Annotated in this window: 15 protein-coding genes; 9 read left to right on the top strand and 6 right to left on the bottom strand. The window is 73.3% G+C overall.

The window, feature by feature from the left end; all coding sequences use genetic code 11:
• Positions 1–580 precede the first annotated feature (580 nt).
• From ACZ67Q_RS00145 to ACZ67Q_RS00160, 4 genes are all read left to right on the top strand, one after another.
• Entirely contained in the window at positions 581–2275 is a 1695-nt protein-coding gene (locus ACZ67Q_RS00145) for an HEXXH motif domain-containing protein (RefSeq protein ID WP_471174542.1), read from the top strand.
• 123 nt (positions 2276–2398) lie between these two features.
• Positions 2399–3622, top strand: coding sequence for an arginine deiminase (locus ACZ67Q_RS00150; protein ID WP_471174544.1), 1224 nt, complete (start codon positions 2399–2401; stop codon positions 3620–3622).
• Positions 3623–3714: 92 nt separating this feature from the next.
• Positions 3715–4722: an ornithine carbamoyltransferase gene (argF, locus tag ACZ67Q_RS00155; RefSeq protein WP_471174546.1), complete on the top strand. Its 1008-nt coding sequence runs from the start codon at positions 3715–3717 to the stop codon at positions 4720–4722.
• 123 nt (positions 4723–4845) lie between these two features.
• Entirely contained in the window at positions 4846–6285 is a 1440-nt protein-coding gene (locus ACZ67Q_RS00160; RefSeq protein WP_471174548.1) for an amino acid permease, read from the top strand.
• Here the strand turns inward: ACZ67Q_RS00160 and ACZ67Q_RS00165 are convergent.
• A complete protein-coding gene (locus tag ACZ67Q_RS00165; protein ID WP_471174550.1) occupies positions 6245–6697 on the bottom strand; it encodes an ATP-binding protein in 453 nt (150 codons plus the stop codon). The genes ACZ67Q_RS00160 and ACZ67Q_RS00165 overlap by 41 nt on opposite strands.
• A gap of 270 nt (positions 6698–6967) precedes the next feature.
• Between ACZ67Q_RS00165 and ACZ67Q_RS00170 the strand changes: the two genes are divergently transcribed.
• Both ACZ67Q_RS00170 and ACZ67Q_RS00175 read left to right on the top strand, forming a co-directional pair.
• Positions 6968–7795, top strand: a complete 828-nt coding sequence (locus tag ACZ67Q_RS00170; protein ID WP_471174552.1) for an enoyl-CoA hydratase family protein — start codon at positions 6968–6970, stop codon at positions 7793–7795.
• Positions 7780–10173, top strand: coding sequence for a bifunctional salicylyl-CoA 5-hydroxylase/oxidoreductase (locus ACZ67Q_RS00175; protein WP_471174554.1), 2394 nt, complete (start codon positions 7780–7782; stop codon positions 10171–10173). Before ACZ67Q_RS00170 ends, ACZ67Q_RS00175 begins: the two co-directional genes overlap by 16 nt.
• Positions 10174–10215: 42 nt before the next feature.
• On the opposite strand, the gene ACZ67Q_RS00180 is transcribed toward ACZ67Q_RS00175, so the two are convergent.
• Positions 10216–11049: a PaaX family transcriptional regulator gene (locus ACZ67Q_RS00180; protein ID WP_471174556.1), complete on the bottom strand. Its 834-nt coding sequence runs from the start codon at positions 11047–11049 to the stop codon at positions 10216–10218.
• A gap of 42 nt (positions 11050–11091) precedes the next feature.
• Positions 11092–12675 carry an AMP-binding protein gene (locus ACZ67Q_RS00185; protein ID WP_471174558.1) on the bottom strand — a complete coding sequence of 528 codons (1584 nt, stop codon included), beginning with the start codon at positions 12673–12675 and terminating at the stop codon, positions 11092–11094.
• Positions 12676–12826: 151 nt separating this feature from the next.
• Between ACZ67Q_RS00185 and ACZ67Q_RS00190 the strand changes: the two genes are divergently transcribed.
• Together ACZ67Q_RS00190 and ACZ67Q_RS00195 are read left to right on the top strand one after the other, a co-directional pair.
• Positions 12827–14242 (top strand): acyl-CoA dehydrogenase family protein, encoded by a 1416-nt coding sequence (locus tag ACZ67Q_RS00190; RefSeq protein WP_471174560.1) that lies wholly within the window; start codon positions 12827–12829, stop codon positions 14240–14242.
• Complete coding sequence (locus tag ACZ67Q_RS00195) at positions 14239–14637, top strand: RidA family protein (RefSeq protein ID WP_471174562.1); 399 nt, start codon at positions 14239–14241, stop codon at positions 14635–14637. Before ACZ67Q_RS00190 ends, ACZ67Q_RS00195 begins: the two co-directional genes overlap by 4 nt.
• A gap of 404 nt (positions 14638–15041) precedes the next feature.
• On the opposite strand, the gene ACZ67Q_RS00200 is transcribed toward ACZ67Q_RS00195, so the two are convergent.
• The gene (locus tag ACZ67Q_RS00200; protein WP_471174564.1) at positions 15042–15236 is read right to left on the bottom strand and encodes a DUF5999 family protein; all 195 of its coding nucleotides are present in this window, start codon (positions 15234–15236) and stop codon (positions 15042–15044) included.
• Positions 15237–15512: 276 nt separating this feature from the next.
• On the opposite strand from ACZ67Q_RS00200, the gene ACZ67Q_RS00205 reads away from it, so the two are divergent.
• Positions 15513–15998 (top strand): DUF6299 family protein, encoded by a 486-nt coding sequence (locus ACZ67Q_RS00205; protein ID WP_471174566.1) that lies wholly within the window; start codon positions 15513–15515, stop codon positions 15996–15998.
• Positions 15999–16127: 129 nt separating this feature from the next.
• Here the strand turns inward: ACZ67Q_RS00205 and ACZ67Q_RS00210 are convergent, their stop codons facing one another.
• Both ACZ67Q_RS00210 and xdhC read right to left on the bottom strand, forming a co-directional pair.
• Positions 16128–16580: a nucleoside deaminase gene (locus tag ACZ67Q_RS00210; protein WP_471175944.1), complete on the bottom strand. Its 453-nt coding sequence runs from the start codon at positions 16578–16580 to the stop codon at positions 16128–16130.
• Between the two features lie 359 nt (positions 16581–16939).
• Positions 16940–17752 carry a xanthine dehydrogenase accessory protein XdhC gene (gene xdhC / locus ACZ67Q_RS00215; protein ID WP_471175947.1) on the bottom strand — a complete coding sequence of 271 codons (813 nt, stop codon included), beginning with the start codon at positions 17750–17752 and terminating at the stop codon, positions 16940–16942.

The raw sequence follows: 17752 nt of genomic DNA on the forward strand, positions 1-17752 counted from the left end.
ACAGGCGGCCTCGCCCCACCCCGCGCCGCCGCCCACCCACGCAGCCTGCCCGCCCGCGCCCCGCGGCCACCGACGGCCTCGCCCAGCGACCGGCCGACGGCACGCGGTTCTGCGCGCCCGCGCCCCTGGGCCGGCGGCGGCCTTGCCCACCGACCGGCCGGCGGGACGCACTTCTGCCCGGCCGCCCCCACCACAGGCGGCCTCGCCCCACCCCGCGCCGCCGCCCACCCACGCAGCCTGCCCGCCCGCGCCCCGCGGCCACCGACGGCCTCGCCCAGCGACCGGCCGGCGGGACGCGGTTCTGCGCGCCCGCGCCCCTGGGCCGGCGGCGGCCTCGCCCACCGACCGGCCGGCGGGACGCAGTTCTGCGTGCCGCCCCCACCGCGGGCGGCCCCGCCCCACCCAGTGCCCCTGCCCACCTGCGGCGCCACACCACCCGGGCAAGCCACTGTCCATCCCAGCCGCCGCGTCCGCCCAGCCGCCGTGTCGGGGCGAGGGGGCGCGTACGTGCCGCAGCGCGGCCGTGCGCCGTCCGCTCGCCCGCCGGAGGCCCCCGTACCCGTGACCGGAGGTCCCGCCCATGACGAGCGAGCACCCCGCCCCGCTGCGCATGCCCGACGCGCTCTTCGCCGAACTCGCCGCCGGCGGCGGTTCGGCGGCGGCCGTCGCCTTCCTGGAGCGGGCCGAGCGCGCTCGCCGGCTGCTGCTCCTGCGCACGCTGCTCGACCGCGCCGCGGACCTGCCCACGCCCGTCACGTCCGTCGCCGATGCCTGGCATGTCGTCAAGGAGGCCGCAGCCCGGGCGCCCGAGCCCGTCGACCGGCTGCTGCTCGCCCCGGCCACCGGCGGCTGGCTCGCCCATGTGCTGCGCCGGCTGCACGGCACGGCATCGGGGCCGCCGCTGTGGGCGGAGGCCGGTCACCTGGGCGCCCTCGCCGTCTCCGCGTCACTGCTCGCCGGTACGGCGGCGGACCTCCGCGTCCCGCTCACCGACGGCCGTCTGCCGCTGCCCGGACTCGGACTGGCCCGGCTGCCCGACGCGGCACCGGGGCTGACGGTCGCCCGTGCCGTCGTCCGCGCCGGTGAACTGACCCTGACCGCGGGCGAGGCCTCCGCGCTGACGATCCGCCCCGCGACCGCGGCCGTGGGCGAACCGACCGGGGGGATACTTGCGCAGACCGGCTGGCTCCCGCTGCGCACCCTCACCCTCGACCGCCCGGCGGGCCCGGTCGCCGTCCCGCTGGACGACCTCGACCCCTACCGTGACCTCGACGACCCGCTGCCCCCTGCCCGGCTGGAGGACGCCGAGGCCCGGGCCTGGCAGCGGCTGTTCGAGGAGGCCGCCGCCGTGCTGGACGCCTCCGGCGGCCCCGGCCCCGGCCGGACGGACGCGGCCCTGATCCGCTCCGTGGTCCCCTACGGCCGTACCGCCGCCACCCCGCCCGCGCCGCCCGCCGTCCGGGTGTCCGCCTCCAGCGGCGACTCCTTCGGCGGCATGGTGATCTCCCGCCCGTCCTCGGCGCTCGCCCTCGCCGAGACCCTCGTCCACGAGTTCCAGCACAGCAAGCTGGCCGCCCTGCTGCACCTCTTCCCGCTGCTCGACGACGACCGGGAGGAGCGCTACTACGCCCCCTGGCGGGCCGACCCGCGCCATCTGACCGGCCTGCTGCACGGGGCGTACGCCTTCACCGGCGTCGCCGGCTTCTGGCGGGACCGGCTGGCCGGAGCCCGCGACGAGCGTGCGGCCGACACCGCCGGCTACCACTTCGCGTTGCGCCGCCTGCAGAGCCGGCTGGTCGTGCGCACCCTGCTGACCAGCGACCGCCTCACCGTCCCGGGCCGCGCCCTGGTTTCGGGCCTCGCGGCCACGCTGGACGGCTGGCTGCGCGAACCCGTCCCCGCGGCCGCCCTCGCCCGCTCCCGTACGGCGGCCCTCCTGCACCGCACGGAGTGGCGCCTGCGCAACGTGGCGGCACCGGCCTCACGCAAGACCCCCGACCCGCTGCGCTTCCGCGCGGACCGCACCTTCTGGCCCGACCTGCGCACCCACGCCTTCGCCACCGCGCCCGCCCTCCCGCGCACCCCCGACGAACATCTGGCTTCCGGCGACCCGGCCGCCGCGCTGACCGGCTACACCGAGCTGCTGACGGCCCACCCGGCGGAACCGCACACCCTGGCCGGCTGGATCGTCGCCCGGGCCACCGCCCACCCGGGCCGCACCGCCCGCCACCTGCTCGCCCACCCGGAACAACTCCAGCCCCAGCCCACCGCGTGACCACCGCTCCCTGGCCGAAAGCCCTCCCTCTGCGAGGGCCGGGGCGGAGATCTCCTGAAGCCGGGGAGAAGAGAAACGTGCGAGTGGCGGGTCAAGACGGGAGCCGGTGGTCAGGATGGAGGCATGGGATTCCACGTCGACTCCGAGGCCGGGCGGCTGCGCCGCGTGATCCTGCACCGGCCGGACCTCGAGCTCAAAAGGCTCACGCCCAGCAACAAGACGACCCTCCTCTTCGACGACGTGCTGTGGGTGCGCCGGGCGCGCGCCGAGCACGACGGGTTCGCCGACGTACTGCGCGACCGCGGTGTCACCGTGCACCTCTTCGGCGACCTGCTCACCGAGACGCTGGAGATCCCGGCGGCCCGGTCGCTCGTCCTGCACCGCGTCTTCGACGAGAAGGAGTACGGCCCGCTCGCCACCGACCATCTGCGCGCCGCCTTCGAGACCCTCCCCGCGCGTGAACTGGCCGAGGCGCTGGTCGGCGGGATGACCAAGCGCGAGTTCCTCCAGGAGCACGCCGAGCCGGTCTCCGTCCGCTTCCACGTCATGGAGCTGGACGACTTCCTGCTGGCCCCGCTGCCCAACCACCTCTTCACCCGCGACACCTCCGCCTGGATCTACGACGGTGTCTCCGTCAACGCCATGCGCTGGCCGGCCCGGCAGCGCGAGACCGTGCATTTTGAAGCGATCTACCGGCACCATCCCCTCTTCCGTGACGAACCGTTCCGCCTGTGGTCCGAGGGGCAGGCCGACTACCCCTCCACCATCGAGGGCGGCGACGTGCTGGTCATCGGCAACGGCGCGGTGCTGATCGGCATGAGCGAGCGCACCACACCGCAGGCCGTGGAGATGCTCGCGCACAAGCTGTTCGCGGCCGGTTCGGCCCGCACGATCGTGGCGCTCGACATGCCCAAGCGGCGGGCGTTCATGCACCTCGACACCGTGATGACCATGGTCGACGGCGACACCTTCACCCAGTACGCGGGGCTCGGCATGCTGCGCTCGTACACCATCGAGCCCGGCGCCGGTGAGAACGAGCTGAAGGTCACCGACCATCCGCCGGAGCACATGCACCGCGCGATCGCCGCCTCGCTCGGGCTGAGCGAGATCCGTGTGCTCACCGCCACGCAGGACGTCCACGCCGCCGAGCGGGAGCAGTGGGACGACGGCTGCAACGTGCTGGCCGTCGAGCCGGGTGTCGTCGTCGCCTACGAACGCAACTCCACCACCAACACCCACCTGCGCAAGCAGGGCATCGAGGTGATCGAGATCCCGGGCAGCGAGCTGGGCCGGGGGAGGGGAGGTCCGCGGTGCATGAGCTGTCCGGTGGAACGGGACGCCGTATAGGCGCATGACCGCGGGGGGTGACTGTATATAAATGCTGAACGTCGTATAGACTTCCAATAGTCAGCCGTCCACCGTCCCTCTGGAGCGCCCCCATGGCGACAGTCCCGACCGCCCTCGCCGGCCGCCACTTCCTCAAGGAGCTGGACTTCACCCCCGAGGAGTTCCGCGGGCTGGTCGAGCTGGCCGCCGAGCTGAAGGCCGCCAAGAAGGCCGGGACCGAGACGCAGCATCTGCGCGGCAGGAACATCGCGCTGATCTTCGAGAAGACCTCCACCCGTACGCGCTGCGCGTTCGAGGTCGCCGCCGCCGACCAGGGCGCCCACACCACCTACCTGGACCCGTCGGGCTCCCAGATCGGCCACAAGGAGTCCGTGCGGGACACCGCGCGGGTGCTGGGCCGGATGTTCGACGGTATCGAGTACCGCGGCGACAGCCAGGAGAAGGTCGAGGAGCTGGCCGCCTGTGCCGGTGTGCCCGTGTTCAACGGGCTCACCGACGAATGGCACCCCACCCAGATGCTCGCCGACGTGCTCACCATGACCGAGCACAGCGACAAGCCGCTCACCGGGATCGCCTTCGCCTACCTGGGCGACGCCCGCTTCAACATGGGCAACTCCTACCTGGTCACCGGCGCCCTGCTCGGCATGGACGTACGGATCGTCGCCCCGAAGTCCTACTGGCCCGCCCAGGAGATCGTCGACCGGGCGCGCGAGCTGGCCGAGTCGACCGGCGCCCGCGTCACCCTCACCGAGGCACTGGAGGAGGGCGTCCGCGGCGCCGACTTCGTCGCCACCGACGTCTGGGTGTCCATGGGCGAGCCCAAGGAGGTCTGGGACGAGCGCATCGCCGCCCTGGCCCCGTACGCGGTGACCATGGACGTGCTGCGCGCCACCGGCAACGCGGACGTGAAGTTCCTGCACTGCCTGCCGGCCTTCCATGACCTCGGCACCAAGGTCGGACGCGAGATCTTCGAGACCCACGGCCTGGACTCGCTGGAGGTCACCGACGAGGTCTTCGAGTCCGCGCACTCGGTCGTCTTCGACGAGGCCGAGAACCGGCTGCACACCATCAAGGCCGTCCTCGTGGCCACGCTCGCCTGACCTTCGCGTCGGACCGGCCTGACCACCAGGCCTTATGCTGTCCGGCGGCCCGGAGCCACCCCTTCCGCGGCCGTCGCGCGCCCCATCCGGGCGCATCCGTCCCCAGAAACGAGCACCACCCGCATGCCCCGCATCAAGTCCCCCGCGCTCCTGGTCGCCGAATCCGGCGCCGACCTGGACGGCCACGGCCTGAAGCGCACGATGGGCCTGTCCCAGCTCATCTGCTTCGGCGTCGGCGCGATCGTCGGCACCGGCATCTTCGTCGGCCTCTCCGACTCCGTCGCCCAGGCCGGGCCCGCCGTCGTCGTCTCCTTCCTGCTCGCGGCGATCACCTGCGTCTTCACCGCGTTCTCCTTCGCCGAGCTGGGCGGCGCGATCCCGGTCTCCGGATCGTCGTACTCCTTCGCCTACGCCGGCCTCGGCGAGACCACCGCCTTCCTCGTCGGCTGGTGCCTGCTCCTCGAATACGGCGTGTCCATCTCCGCCGTCGCCGTCGGCTGGAGCCAGTACGTCAACGAGCTGCTGCACAGCCTCACCGGCTGGCAGCTGCCCGCCGCCCTGTCCGCCGGGCCCGGCGAGGGCGGGATCGTGAACCTGCCCGCAGTGATCGTCATCGCGCTGGCCTGCGTGCTGCTGGTGCGCGGAGTGCGCGAGAGCGCCCGCGCGACCGCCGCGATGGCCGCGGTCAAGCTCGTCATCCTGCTCGCGTTCTGCGCCATCGGCTTCTACGCCTTCAAGGACGGCAACCTCACCCCGTTCGCGCCGGCCGGCCTCGGCGGCATCGGCGCGGGCACCACGGCCGCGTTCTTCTCCTACATCGGCTTCGACGCGATCACCACGGCCGGCGAGGAGGCCAAGAACCCGCGCCGGGACATCCCCATAGCCATCCTGGTCTGCATGGGCATCGTCACCCTGCTGTACTGCGCGGTCGCCCTCGCCGCCACCGGCGCCGTCGGCGGCAAGGAGGTCGGCGGCCGCCCCGCCGCCCTGTCCTACGTCGTCAACGAGGTCACCGGCTCCACGGTCGGCGGCGGCATCATCGCCTTCGGCGCGGTCGTCGCGATCGCCTCGGTGACGCTGGCCGTGATGTACGGCCAGAGCCGCATCCTGATGTCGATGTCCCGGGACGGGCTGGTCCCGCGCGTCTTCGAGAAGGTCTCCCCGCGCACCGCCACCCCCGTCGCGGGCACGATGATCATCGCCGTCGTCTTCGCGGTCCCGGCCGCCTTCGCCTCCCTGGACGCGGTGGTCGACCTGTGCACCATCGGCACCCTCGCGATCATGGCCGTGGTCAACATCGCCGTCATCGCCCTGCGCCGCCGCGAGCCGGGCCTCGCCCGCACCTTCCGGGTGCCGCTCTACCCGGTGCTGCCGCTGCTCGGCGTCGGCTTCTGCCTGTACCTGATGTACGAGACGGGCTGGAGCGCCTGGCTCCAGTTCGCCGCCTTCCTCGCCGTCGGCCTCGGTGTGTACGCCGCCTACGGGCGTCGCAACTCACGGCTGGCGCACCGGGCCGCCGAGGTCACGCCGGACGCCGCTGAGCGGGAACCGCTGGGAGTCTGAACCACACCGCCTTGCCGGACTCGGTGGGGCGGTGCCCGCACGACGAGCTGAGCGCGCGGATCAGCAGCAGCCCGCGTCCGCCCTCCTGCCACGGATCGGGCACGGCCAGGGTGGGCCGGGTCAGCTCGCCCGGCGGCGCCGGATCCGGGTCGTGCACCTCCACCTGGCAGCCGCTCGGCAGCAGCTCCACGACCAGCTCTATCGGCGCGCCCCCGGCGGTGTGCTCCACGGCGTTCGCCACCAGCTCCGCCGTCAGCAGCTCCGCGGTGTCGCTGTCCGCCCCGTGCTCCAGCTCGGCCAGGGCCGTGCGCACCAGAGCGCGCGCCACCGGCACGGCCGCTGCGGTGTGCGGCAGCGCGATGCGCCAGGAGGCGGACGAGGTGGGGGGTTCGTACACAGCGAGTCCGTTCATCAGCAGGCTGTCCTGCTTTCAACGTATGAAGGATACGGCGCCGCCCCTGTGAACCATCGGCCGGGCGGCGTCCGGGTCCGTCGGCCCCGGCACCCGGCGACCTACCCGTCGGCACGCCCCGCCGCGCCCCAGGAGTCCCCCTGTTACCGGGTCATCGAGGAGCCGTGACGTTCTTCGGCCAATGTCCCGGTCGTCGTATCGCGCCCTCGTGACGATAGTCACGGATCGGTGATAGCTTCATGGGTAGCACTCAGTGAGGAGGCCGCCCGCATGAGTCCCTTCACCGGCTCCGCCGCCCGCACCCCCGCCTGGGAACACCTGCGGGTGGAGCACGCCGACGGGGTCGCCACCGTCACCCTGGCCCGCCCCGACAAGCTCAACGCGCTCACCTTCGGCGCCTACGCCGACCTGCGCGACCTGCTCGCCGAACTGTCCCGCGAGCGGTCCGTGCGGGCCCTGGTGCTGGCCGGCGAGGGCCGCGGCTTCTGCTCCGGCGGCGACGTCGACGAGATCATCGGCGCCACGCTGTCCATGGACACCGCGCAGTTGCTCGACTTCAACCGGATGACCGGCCAGGTCGTACGGGCGATCCGCGAATGCCCGTTCCCGGTGATCGCCGCGGTGCACGGCGTGGCCGCCGGCGCCGGAGCGGTGCTCGCCCTGGCGGCGGACTTCCGGGTGGCGGACCCGTCGGCCCGGTTCGCCTTCCTCTTCACCCGCGTCGGCCTGTCCGGCGGCGACATGGGCGCGGCCTACCTGCTCCCCCGGGTCGTCGGCCTCGGCCACGCGACCCGCCTGCTCATGCTCGGCGAACCGGTCCGCGCCCTGGAAGCCGAGCGCATCGGCCTGATCAGCGAGCTGACGGAGGACGGCCGCGCCGACGAGGCGGCCCGGACCCTGGCCCGCCGCCTGGCGGACGGGCCGGCCCTGGCGTACGCCCAGACCAAGGCCCTCCTCACCGCGGAGCTGGACATGCCGCTGGCCGCTTCGATCGAGCTGGACGCCTCGACCCAGGCCCTGCTGATGAACGGCGAGGACTACGCGGAATTCCACGCGGCCTTCACGGAGAAACGACCTCCCAAATGGAGGGGGCGGTGATCGTGCCGACCCAAGGGGCGCAGGGCAGCGCCGATATGCGGCTCAGCCGCGGGGCGCGACCAGCCACAACGGACACGCAGCCGCCGGAGAACCGAAAACGCCCCCAACGCATCGCGATCATCGGCGGGGGCCCCGGCGGCCTCTACGCAGCGGCGTTGCTGAAACGCCTGGACCCTCACCGGCAGGTGACCGCGTGGGAACGCAACGCCCCCGACGACACCTTCGGCTTCGGCGTGGTCCTCTCCGACGAGACCCTCGGCGGCATCGAACACGCCGACCCCGCGGTCTACGAAGCCCTCCAGGTGCACTTCACCCGCTGGGACGACATCGACATCGTCCACCGAGGCGTGAAACACACCTCCAGCGGCCATGGCTTCGCGGCCCTCGGCCGCAAGCGCCTCCTGCAGATCCTGCACGACCGCTGCCGGGAACTCGGCGTCGAGCTGCGCTTCAGCGAACAGGCACCGGACGCGGACACCCTGGCGGCGACGTACGACCTGGTCATCGCCGCCGACGGAGTCAACAGCATCACCCGGGCGCGGTACGCCGACACCTTCCGCCCCCGCATCACCGCGCACCACTGCCGTTACATCTGGCTCGCCGCCGACTTCGCCTTCGACGCCTTCCGCTTCGAGATCGCCGAGACCGAGCACGGCGTGATGCAACTGCACGGCTATCCCTATGCGGACGGCGCCTCCACCGTGATCGTGGAGATGCACGAGGAGGTCTGGCGAGCCGCCGGATTCGACGAGCTGACCGAGAGCGAGTCGATCGCGCGCTGCGCCAAGATCTTCGCTGACGCCCTCGGAGGCCGGCCGCTGCGCTCGAACAACTCCGCGTGGACCACGTTCCGCACGGTCGTCAACGACCGCTGGTCGCACGGCAACGTCGTCCTGCTCGGTGACGCCGCCCACACGGCCCACTTCTCCATCGGCTCCGGCACCAAACTCGCCGTCGAGGACGCGCTCGCGCTGGCCGCCTGCCTGGAGGAACAGCCCGATCTGAAGAGTGCGTTGACCGCCTACGAGGAGGAACGCAAGCCCGTCGTCGCCTCCACACAGCGCGCCGCCCGCGCCAGCCTGGAGTGGTTCGAGAACCTCGCGCTGTACCTCGGCCAGCCGCCCCGGCAGTTCGCGTTCAACCTGCTGACCCGCTCGCGCCGCGTCACCCACGACAACCTCCGCCTGCGCGACGCCCGTTTCACCGCCTCCGTGGAGCGGGAGTTCGGCTGCCCGCCCGGTACGCCCCCGATGTTCACCCCGTTCCGGCTGCGCGGTCTGACCCTGCGCAACCGGGTCGTCGTCTCCCCGATGGACATGTACTCGGCCGTCGACGGCGTCCCCGGCGACTTCCACCTCGTCCACCTCGGTGCCCGGGCCCTCGGCGGGGCGGGCCTGGTGATGACCGAGATGGTGTGCGTCAGCCCCGAGGGCCGGATCACCCCCGGCTGCGCGGGCCTGTACGACGGCCGGCAGGCGGCGGCCTGGAAACGGATCGTGTCCTTCGTGCACGCGCAGTCGCCGGGTACGGCGATCGGTGTGCAGCTCGGCCACAGTGGCCGCAAGGGTTCGACACAGCTCATGTGGGAGGGCATGGACGAGCCGCTGCCCGACGGCAACTGGCCGGTGCTGGCCCCCTCACCGCTGCCGTACAAGCCGGGCAGCCAGGTGCCGCGCGAGCTGTCGCGGGCCCAACTGACCGACATCCGGCAGCAGTTCACCGGCGCCGCCGTACGGGCCGCCCGGGCCGGTTTCGACCTGCTCGAACTGCACTGCGCGCACGGCTACCTGCTCTCCGGCTTCCTGTCCCCGCTGACCAACCGCCGCACGGACGCCTACGGGGGCAGCCTCGACAAGCGGCTGCGGTTCCCGCTGGAGGTCTTCGACGCCGTCCGCGAGGTGTGGCCGGCCGAACGGCCCCTGACCGTACGGATCTCCGCCACCGACTGGGCCGACGGCGGCACCACCGCCGAGGACGCCGTGCAGATCGCCCGTGCCTTCGCCGCGCACGGCGCCGACGCGATCGACGTGTCCACCGGGCAGGTCGTCGCCGAGGAACGGCCTCAGTTCGGGCGCTCCTACCAGACGCCGTACGCGGACCGGATCCGGCAGGAGGCGGGCGTCCCGGTGATCGCGGTCGGTGCCATCTCCTCCTGGGACGACGTCAACTCCCTGATTCTCGCCGGGCGTGCCGACCTGTGTGCGCTGGCCCGCCCGCACCTGTACGACCCGCACTGGACCCTGCACGCGGCCGCCGAGCAGGGCTACAGCGGCCCGGGCGCCGTCTGGCCCGCCCCGTACCGCGCGGGCAGCCGCCGCCCCCAGACGGGCCGTACGGACGCGCCGAAGCCCCGGCTCGCGCTGGGCGGCGGTCGCTGAACCGGCTTCCGCTGCTCTCCGAGGGGCGTGGCGGCCGGTGTGTCAGGCCGCCGTGGGGCCGGGGGTCACGCCCGCGAACGCGCCGCCCGCGTCGCGCAGGCGCTCGTGCAGGGCACGGAACACCGCCGCCGAGCGCACCCCCGGCCAGTCGGCGGGCAGCAGCCGCGCGGGCAGGCCGGGGTCGGCATAGGGCAGGTGGCGCCAGGTGTCGAGGGCGAGGAGGTAGTCGCGGTAGGCATCCTCGGGCGGGGTGCCGGCGCGCTGCTGCCAGGCGTGCAGCACCCGTTCGTGGCGGTCGAGGAACGCCTCGTGCTCCTTGGCGATGGCCGCGAGATCCCACCAGCGGGCCACCGCCTCGGCCGTCGGCGCGTAGCCGAGGTGCTCGCCGCGGAAGAAGTCGACGTAGCCGTCGAGGCGCAGCCGCTGAAGCGTGTGCCGGGTCTCCTCGTACAGCCGGGCCGGGGCGATCCACACGCCGGGCGCCGCCGTGCCGAAGCCGAGACCTGCCAGCCGTGAGCGCAGCACGTGCCGCTTCTGGCGCTCGGACTCCGGTACCGAGAACACCGCCAGCACCCAGCCCTCGTCCTCGGGCGGAGCGGTGGCGTAGATACGGCGGTCGCCGTCCTCCAGCAGCTGCCGCGCCTCGGGTGAGAGCGCGTAACCTGCCGCGCCGCGCTCGGTGCGCGCGGGCAGCAGCAGCCCGCGCCGTTTGAGCCGGGACACCGAGGAGCGCACCGAGGGCGCGTCGACGCCGACCGCGGCCAGCAGCCGGATCAGTTCGGCCACGGGCAGCGGGCCCGGGACGAAGCGGCCGTAGGCGCCGTAGAGCGTGACGATCAGGGACCGGGGAGCGTGCTGGTCGGACACGTTGATCATTTTAGGTCGTCGGTGTCGCTGCTGGTCACGTCGGTGTTCACCTCACTCGTCCGCGCGCAGCCGGAACCGCTGCAATTTGCCGGTCGCCGTGCGCGGCAGCGCGTCCAGGAAGACGATCTCCCGCGGGCATTTGTACGGCGCCAGCTCGGACTTGACATGCGCGCGCAACGCCTCGGTGTCCTGTGCCGCGCCCTCCCTGAGGACGACGTGGGCGACGACGACCTGCCCGCGGTCCTCGTCGGGCCGGCCCACGACCGCCGCCTCGACCACGTCGGGGTGGCGCAGCAGGGCGTCCTCGACCTCGGGTCCGGCGATGTTGTACCCGGCCGAGATGATCATGTCGTCGGCGCGGGCGACGTAGCGGAAGTAGCCGTCGTCGTCGCGGACATAGGTGTCACCGGTGATGTTCCAGCCGCCGCGGACGTACTCGCGCTGGCGCGGGTCGGCGAGGTAGCGGCAGCCGATCGGGCCGCGCACGGCGAGCAGTCCCGGCTCTCCGGCGGGCAGTTCCCGGCCCTCGGCGTCCTGCACCCGCGCCTGCCAGCCGGGCACCGGGACGCCGGTCGTGCCCGGCCGGGCGTCGTCGTCGGCGGCGGAGATGAAGATGTGCAGCAGCTCGGTGGCGCCGATGCCGTTGATGATTCTCAGGCCGGTTCTCTCGTGCCAGGCGTGCCAGGTCGCGGCCGGCAGGTTCTCGCCGGCCGAGACGCAGCGGCGCAGCGACGAGACGTCGTGGCCGTCGAGTTCGGCGAGCATCGCCCGGTACGCGGTCGGCGCGGTGAACAGGACCGAGACGCGGTGCTCGGCGATCGCGGGCAACAGCTGCTTCGGGTGCGCCTGTTCGAGCAGCAGCGCGCTGGCGCCCGCGCGCAGCGGGAAGACCACCAGACCGCCGAGGCCGAAGGTGAAGCCGAGCGGGGGAGAGCCGGTGAACACGTCGTCGGCGGTGGGTTTCAGCACGTGCCGGGAGAAGGTGTCGGCGATGGCGAGCACGTCCCGGTGGACGTGCATGCACCCCTTCGGGCGGCCCGTGGTGCCGGAGGTGAAGGCGATCAGCGCCACGTCGTCGGCCGCGGTGTCCACGGCCTTGTACGGCCCCTGGGGTGCGGGGCGGTTGAGGAGGTCGTCGGGGGCGTCGCCGCCGTAGGTGGTGAGGACGAGTCCGGGTATCTCGGCCTTGGCCAGGTCGTCGACCGCGCGGATGTCGCACAGGGCGTGCCGGACGTGGGCGATCTCGCACATCGTGGCCAGCTCGTGCGGGCGCTGCTGGGCCAGCACGGTGACGGCGATCGCGCCCGCCTTCAGCACCGCGAGCCAGCACGCGGCGAGCCACGGAGTGGTGGGGCCGCGCAGCAGAACCCGGTTGCCGGGGACGACACCGAGGTCGCGGGTGAGCAGATGCGCGAGCCGGTCCACGCGGGAGCGCAGGTCACCGTAGGTCCAGAGGTCCCCGGTGAGGGTGCGGAAGGCGGGGCGGCCGTCCGGTGGGCCGGTGAGCAGGGCGTCCGCGCAGTTCAGCCGATCGGGGTAGTGCAGCTCCGGGAGCTCGAAGCGGAGCTCGGGCCACTGCTCGCGCGGCGGGAGGTGGTCGCGCGCGAACGTGTCGAGGTGCGCCGAGGTGTTCATGGCGGTTCGCCCCCTTGCCGAGTCGGCCGTGGTGGTGGGCTCGCTTACCGGGCTCGCTATCGGGAGCGTATCGCCTTGGTGACGACAGTCAACGGTACGCGATATCGTCGGTGCGAGCCCGTGGTCGAGCCCGTGGGAGAGAGGACCGGCAATGCCCGCATTCTCGCTCGAACCGGAACAGACCGCCTGGTGTGCCGAGCTGCGCACCATGGCCGCGCGGCGGCTGCGCCCGCTCGCCGAGAAGGGCGAACCCGGCCACGTCAACCGTGCCCTCGTCGCCGAACTGGGCCGGCTGGGCCTGCTGCGCCGCGTGTTCGCCTCCGGCGCGCTCGAGCTGTGCCTGATGCGGGAGTCCCTGGCGTACGCCTGCACCGAGGCGGAGACCGCCCTCGCCCTCCAGGGCCTGGGCGCCCACCCCGTGCACGCCTACGGCACCGAGGCCCAGCGCACCCGCTGGCTCCCGGCGGTCACCGACGGCACCGCGATCGCGGCCTTCGCCCTGAGCGAGCCGGGAGCGGGCTCGGACGCGGGGGCGCTGAATCTGGCCGCGGAGGAGGAGGCGTCGGCGGAGGGGGAGGCGCGGCCTGGCGGCGGGGTGGCGTCGCCCGGGGTGGTGGGGCGGCCTGGCGGCGGGGTGGCGCCCGGGGTGGTGGGGCGGCCTGGCGGCGGCGTGACGTCCCCTGAGCCGGTGGCGCGGCCGGGTGAGGGTCGTGCGGCACGGCCCGAGTCGCAAGGGCGGGCGGGCGGCGGGCCGGCCCTGGACGCGTCCGTGCACCCCGGCGGTGACCGGGCGGCGGGTGGGGAGCCGCCAGGTGGTGCGCAGGAGACGGTCGCCGAGGCCGACGGATCGCGGCGCTGGCGCCTCACCGGGGAGAAGTGCTGGATCTCCAACGCCCCCGAGGCCGACTTCTACACCGTCTTCGCCCGCACCACCCCCGGGGCCGGCGCCCGTGGCGTCACCGCCTTCCTCGTCCCGGCCGATCGCCCGGGACTGAGCGGCAGCGCCCTGGAGATGCTCTCCCCGCACCCCATCGGCGCCCTGCGTTTCGACGCCGTCCCCGTGACCGGTGACGACGTCCTCGGCGAGGTCGACCGCGGCTTCGCCGTCGCCATGGGCACCCTGAACCTGTTCCGGCCCAGCGTCGGCGCCTTCGCCGTCGGCATGGCCCAGGCCGCCCTGGACGCCACGCTCGCCCACACCGCCCGCCGCACCGCCTTCGGCGGCACGCTGAGCGACCTGCAGGCCGTCTCCCATCAGGTTGCCGAAATGGCCCTGCGCACCGAGGCCGCCCGCCTGCTGGTGTACGCGGCGGCGTCGGCGTACGACGAGAAGGCCCCCGACGTGCCGAAGCGTGCAGCGATGGCGAAACTGCTGGCCACCGAGACAGCGCAGTTCGTCGTCGACACGGCCGTCCAGCTGCACGGCGCCCGTGCGTTGCAGCGCGGACACCTGCTGGAGCACCTCTACCGCGAGGTGCGCGCCCCGCGCATCTACGAGGGCGCGAGCGAGGTCCAACGGGGCATCATCGCCAAGGAGTTGTACGCCCGACAGGAGGCCGCCGAGTGACCACCGAGCGCATCAACCCGCCCGGGATGTCCCCGCCCGCCGGCTTCTCCCACGCCGTCGTCGCCACGGGCTCCCGCGTGGTCTTCCTCGCCGGGCAGACCGCCCTGGACGCCGACGGCAAGGTCACCGGCGCCACCCTGCCCGAGCAGTTCGCACGGGCACTGGCCAATCTGCTGACCGCGCTGCACGCGGCGGGCGGCACCCCGGCCGACCTCGCCCGCGTCACCGTCTACGCCACGGACGTCGCCGCCTACCGCGCCCACGCCGCCGAACTCGGCCGCATCTGGCGGAAGTCGGCGGGCCGCGACTACCCGGCGATGGCGGTCGTCCAGGTCGTACGCCTGTGGGACGAGGAAGCCCTCATCGAACTGGACGGCTTCGCGGTCCTGCCGTGACCTCGCCCCCGGGTCTCTGCCGTACGGGGTCCGCGCCTGGCCCGGGCGACCTCTGGCACGCCCCCGGGTGCCTGGCCCCCGCCCCGAGCTGGGGGCCCCGGCCGCCGGTCCCGGCCCGGGTCCCCAACCGCGCCAGGGTTCCCCCCGGCCCGGCGCCGGGGGCCTGTGGGCCCCAGCTTCGGGTTTCTGGCCCGGGCTCCGGCCCCTCCGCCCCGGGCCTCTGGCCCGACTCCGGCCCTCGGGTCTGTGTCCCCGGCCCAGGAACCCCAGCCCCAGCTTCAGCCCCGGCTCAGGGCGCCGGGCCCAAGCCCACTGATCCCCCCGCAGGGGCACCCTGCGCAGGGCCCATGCCGCCCCCGTCGGGCAGGCGCCGCGCCCCCGCGTCGCACGCAGCCCCCGCGGGGTCACACGGTCACTGCGAGGCGGTCGCAAGGGGCGCGGTGCGGAGCGACGGGGCGGCCGTCGGGGAGCAGCTCGCCGGTGTCGTCGAAGACGATCGTGCCGTCGCACAGCAGGCTCCAGCCCTGCTCGGGGTGGGCGGCCACGACGTGCGCGGGGCGGCCGTCGGCCGCGGGGCACGAGGAGCGGTGGGAACACATGGCGCACCTCCACGTGATGAGGCCGGTCGAGTGACCGTCCGTACGGCTCGACCATGCGCCCGCCGGTCGGCGCCCGCCAAGGCCGGGCCGACAAGCGTGACAGCCCTACGACATACCGGGGACCGTCCCGCGACGGCCGGGGCGGGACGAAGACGCGCAGACGGCAGAGGCACACCACCCGCAAAGCCGCGGGACGCGCCACCGAAGGGGTGACGATCACGCGCGCGGGCGCGCCGGGCCGGTACCAGTGGAAACCCCCACCTCAGGAGGTTCCCGATGACACTGTCCCCGTCCCCGTCCCCACTGCGCCGTACCTCGCTGCGCACCGCCCTCGGCACGGCGGCCGCCGCGCTGGCGCTGCTGGGCGCGGCCCCCGTCGCCTCGGCCGCGGCCGACCCCTACGAGACGATCACCGTCGACCCGGTCGGCCGGATCACCGCCGACGGCACCGTCACCCTGTCCGGCACCTACAGCTGCCTCGGCAGCTCCGGCCCGGTCTTCATCAGCGCCGCCGTCTCCCAGAACGCGCCGGCCAACGGCCCGTACGCGTCCACCCTGCGGTACGGCATCGGCGGCACCCGTGCCGTCTGCGACGGGGCCGAGCACACCTGGCAGAACACCGGCAAGGTCGCCACCGACGCCCTGCGCCCCGGCGCGGCCCACGTCGAGACCACCGTGCTGGAGCTGCGCCCCCAGGGAGGTCTCCCGCTGCCCCGCTTCCACGCGGCCCGTCAGCAGGACATCACGCTGACGCAGGTCTGACCCCCGCCCGCCGCCCCGGCGGAGCACCCGGGCACGCCGATGCCCCGGCGTGAGTCCCGCCGGGGCATCGGTCGTCTGTGCGTTCAGGGGCGCCCGGGCCCGGTGGGCGGGCTCAGCGGGCGGACGGGCTCAGTAGTCGATGCGGTCGGCCTTGGCCAGCCACGCGTCGAACGGCGCCGTGCGGTTCGGCAGGTCCAGGTGCTCGACCCGGGTCGGCCACTTCGACTGCGGCTGCTTCTCGAACAGGTCGTAGAACTTGCGGTCGTCGAAACCGGCCACCGCGGCGTCGTGGCGGTCGGCGGAGTAGATGATCGCGTCCACGCGCGCCCACAGGGCGGAGGACAGGCACATCGGACACGGCTCGCACGAGGTGACCAGGATGCAGCCGGCCAGCGAGAAGTTGCCCAGCTCCTTGCAGGCGGCCCGCATCGCGCTCACCTCGGCGTGAGCCGTCGGGTCGAGAGACGCGGTGACCTGGTTGTTCCCGAGGGCGACGATCTCGCCGTCCTTGGCGACGAGGGCGCCGAACGGGCCGCCGCCGTTCGCGACGCTGTTGGTGGCCAGGCTGATCGCCTCTTCCATCCAGGCGCGCTTGAGGTCCTGGATGCTCGTTTCCTGAATGTGCGCGGTCACGGCCACTCCTTTTCGGATGCGGTGGGAACAGATGGGGCAGTCCGAAATGACCATCGCATTGCGGGTGCCGATCGGATGTACGACGCGTTGCAACTCGTGTCAGGAGTACACCGCCAATCGAGGGGTGTCAGCTAGGGGTGGAAGGCACGAAGACACCGCAGGCTGAGGCGGGGTCTTCGTAGACTTCTACAAGTGCCGGCCAGCCCGGGCCCGCCGTCCGTGTGGCTGTTGTTCCACCTGACGTCATGTGCGGTAAAAGCCGAAAGGAGCCACAGAGTGGCTCCTCGGAGGGGCAGACGGGGCCGCGCTCAGTGGCCGTCCTTCTCGAACGTCAGCAGGAGGTCCGCCGCGACGCTCACCGCGATCGTGGCGGGCTCCTTGCCCGTGATCTCGGTCAGTCCGATCGGCGTCTTGATCCGGTCGATGGTGGCGTCGTCGTGGCCGCCCTCGGTGGACAGCCGGTGCCGGAACCGCGCCCATTTGGCGGACGAGCCGATCAGCCCGATCGACCCGAGACCCTCGGTGCGCAGCGCCGCGTCGGCCAGCGCGGCGTCCTCGGCGTGGTCGTGCGTCATGATCAGAACGTGGGTGCCCGGTGCCAGCTCCGCGAGCACCTCTTCCGGGAGCAGCGGGACGTGGTGCACATGGACCTGTGCCACCGCGTCGGCGAGCAGCACGCCGAGCCGTTCGTCGGTGAGCATGTCGGCGCGGGTGTCGGTCAGATGCAGATCCAGGTTGTGGCGGGCCAGGATGCGGGCCAGCTCCAGCCCCACATGGCCGATGCCGAAGATCGCCACCGCCGGCACCACCGGGAGCGGTTCGAGCAGCACGGAGACGGCTCCGCCGCAGCACTGCACGCCGTGCCGGTTGGTGACCTTGTCGTTGAGCTTGAAGTCCATCAGCTCCGGCTCCGCGTCGGGCGTGCCGATCAGCTCGCGGGCCCGGTCGATCGCGACGGCCTCGATGTTGCCGCCGCCGATGGAACCCCAGGTCTCGGACTGTCCCACGACGAGTTTGGCGCCGGCCTTGCGTGGTGCGTGACCGCGCACGGTCGCGACGGTCACGAGCACACCGGGTTCCCGGTGGGCTCGCAACCGCGCGACCGCGGCCACCCAGGTCAT

This window comes from Streptomyces sp. NPDC036813 (assembly GCF_055609245.1).